Below are 2,854 nucleotides of genomic sequence, written 5' to 3' on the forward strand. Positions count from 1 at the left end.
CAAGGTGCACCGCGTGGAGCAGCCCGTCGACCTGCCCGCGGGCTGGTCGGCTCCCGCGCCGGTCCCGCAGTTCTCCGGGTTCGTCGGGTTCGCGCCGCCCGCCGCGCCCGCGCCGGGCGGGATGCCGATGCCGTTGGCCTCCGCTCCCGACTTCGCCGCGATGCCCGTGTCGGCTATGCCGCCCGCCGGATCGCCACCGCCGCCTCCCGCGGCCGCGCCCAGGATGGCCAAGCGGGCGGGTGGACCGGTGTTCGGCGGCTCGGGCGGCGGTGCCGTCCCGGAGTCGTTGCGCGTGACCGTGGACCAGGGGTCCGACGAGCTGAGGCGGATCGCGGCCACCGAGGCGGTGCGGCTGCGCGACGGCGCCGGCCTGCCCGACGTCGAGCGCCGCGACCTGCTCGCGGACCTGGCGAGCAGGCTCGACACGCTGCTCGCCGGGCAGTCCGGCTCGGACTACGACCCGCTGCGGCGGCTGGTGGCCGCCCTGCTCGCGGGCGGCGCCGTGGACGCGCTGTGGACCGAGGCCGTGACCGTGCTGGAGGCCTTCGCCTCGGCCGGTGCGGCACCGAAGCGGCGTGCGGCGTTCTGGCGCCGCTGACCGGGGGGCACGGGGAGAAAGGGATGACCGGATGTCCGGCGTCCCTTTCTCCCCGTGGAGCAGTCCGATAGCGCGAATGGCGGAATGGACGCCCCGACCAGCGGCGAAAGCCATTTCCCCGACGAATGTCGGAGCACCATTCCCCCCGTCAACTGAGATCAGGGCCTATGGCTTCGCCGTGCCACGAGAGTTGACGACCTGGTACACTTCGCACCTCCATTCGAGGAGGATGCATGCCGGATGACGCGTCCGGGGGGAACGCCGAGACCGTTGAACCCCTTGCGGCCAGGGTCGACCACCTGTTCCGGACCATCAGGCCGCGAGGTGGGCGCGAGTACTCGTTCGAAGAGGTGGCCGAGGCGATCCGGACCCGAGGCGGTCCCACTATTTCCGCTACCTACATATGGCAATTGCGCCGAGGTTTGCGGAATAATCCGACCATGAAACACGTGGAGGCGCTCGCCGGGTTCTTCGGCGTGCCACCCGCGTACTTCTTCGACGACGACACGACGGACCGCATCGACGCCGAACTCGCGCTGTTGACGGCGGTGCGGGACAGCTCGGTGCGGCAGATCGCGTTGCGCGCGTCGGGGCTGTCGGCCAAGAGCCTCGTCGCGATCACCGAGATGGTCGAGCGCGTGCGCGAACTGGAGGGCCTGCCGGATCTGCCGGACCCGGACCTCTGATCAGCTCGGCCACTGGACCTTGGGGGCACCATCACCGCCAGTTTTCGGCGACTGCGGCGTCGCTGCGAGCTCATCGCTTCGACGCTGCCGCTACCGCGACCGTTCGACGTCCGGAAGCTGTGCGAACTGGTGGCCGAACGCCGGTCGCGCATGATCGTCCTCGTGCCGACGACCGACATCCCGGACGTGATGGGGATGTGGGTCGCGACGGACACGATGGACCTGATCCTCTACGAGCAGTCGACCACGCCGCCGCACCAGGACCACATCATCCTGCACGAGCTGAGCCACCTGCTCTGCGACCACTTCCGCGGCACGCTGCCCGAGGCCGACCACATGCGGTCGCTGCTGCCGAACCTGGACCCGGCGATGGTGCGCCGGGTGCTGGGGCGCACCGGGTACAGCGCGGACGAGGAGCGCGAGGCCGAACTGCTGGCGACGCTCATCGCGCAGCGGGCCGCGAAGGGCGCGAACGTGCCGCGGACGGGCACCGCGCTCGACGACCGGGTCGGCGACGCGCTGTTCTGGCCGGAAACACCGAAGCGTGGGTGAAGCGGCACGGGTCTACGGGCCGCCGCTGCTGGCGTGGGTGGCCCTGTTCGGCAGGCTGCTGATCAACCGGGCGCGCGGTCCCGCGGCCGACCCGAGCAAGCACCTGGTCATGACCTACCTCGGCGCGCTGGCCATCTCGTTCACCCTCCAGGCCCCCGGCTGCTACGAGGCGGCGGGCGAGCTGTTCGGGATACCCAACATCGCGAAGCCGTTGAGCCACTGGACGGTGCTGATCGCGGCGTGGGCCGCGCGGAACCTGCTGGTGTGGATGCGGGTGGGCGGCGAGCCGGTCCGGCTGTCGTGGCCGCTGCGCGTCCTGGTGGCGTCCTGCGTGATCGGCACGGGCGTCCTGTTCGCGCTGGCCGACACCCCGGACAACGACGTGAAGTTCAACGCCCTCTACGGCGGCGCGCCGTGGGTGCTGGAGTACTGGTTGGCCTACCTGGTCGGGCTGATGCCCGCGCTGGTGGAGCTGGAGCGGTTGAGCTGGCTGAACCTGCGCGACGCCGAGCGGCCCGCGGTGCGGCTGCGGCTGTGGATGAGCACGGTCGGCGTTGCCGCGATCATCCTCTACCACGTCCACAAAGGACTGTTCTTCACCGCGCGGCGGTTCGACCTGCCGTACTCGAACGCGCTGACGTCCGTGATGGACAAGTACCTGACGCTGGTGGCGTTCGTGCTGGTGCTGCTGTCCGCGTCCCTGCCCCGGCTGCGGGTGCACGGCGACAGCCGGTTCGCCGAGTGGGTCCGCCGGTACACGACCTACCAGCGGTTGCGGCCGCTGTGGCTCGCGCTCTACCGGGCCAGCCCGCAGATCGCGCTGACGCCGCCGCGGTCCGCGTTCGTGGACCGGATCGACCTGCGGGACCTCGACCTGCGGCTGTACCGGCGGGTCGTGGAGATCCGCGACGGTCGGCTCGCGCTCCAGCCCTACCTCGACCCGGCCGCGGTGGACCGGATCCGCGAGCGGGCCGTGGACGAGGGCCGGACGGGCAGGCAGCTGGACGCGACCGTGGAG

3 protein-coding genes and 1 pseudogene are annotated in these 2,854 nt (G+C 71.2%); all 4 read left to right on the top strand.

Annotation, left to right across the window (positions count from 1 at the left end; all coding sequences use genetic code 11):
- Positions 1-598: pseudogene (locus tag ACFWW9_RS46010) on the top strand (hypothetical protein); the annotation flags it as partial.
- 440 nt (positions 599-1,038) lie between these two features.
- Positions 1,039-1,284, top strand: coding sequence for a hypothetical protein (locus tag ACFWW9_RS46015; protein ID WP_390389973.1), 246 nt, complete (start codon positions 1,039-1,041; stop codon positions 1,282-1,284).
- Between the two features lie 129 nt (positions 1,285-1,413).
- Positions 1,414-1,836, top strand: coding sequence for a hypothetical protein (locus ACFWW9_RS46020; RefSeq protein ID WP_390389974.1), 423 nt, complete (start codon positions 1,414-1,416; stop codon positions 1,834-1,836).
- Positions 1,829-2,854: MAB_1171c family putative transporter (locus tag ACFWW9_RS46025; protein WP_390389975.1), on the top strand; the 1,026-nt coding region annotated here is incomplete at its 3' end. The genes ACFWW9_RS46020 and ACFWW9_RS46025, both read left to right, overlap by 8 nt.

The organism is Umezawaea sp. NPDC059074 (assembly GCF_042738955.1).
GTDB lineage: Bacteria > Actinomycetota > Actinomycetes > Mycobacteriales > Pseudonocardiaceae > Umezawaea.

What these genes read in the sequence shown, in the direction of transcription:
- ACFWW9_RS46015 (WP_390389973.1), top strand. Translation starts at nt 1,039, where the DNA reads ATGAAACACGTGGAGGCGCTCGCCGGGTTCTTCGGCGTGCCACCCGCG.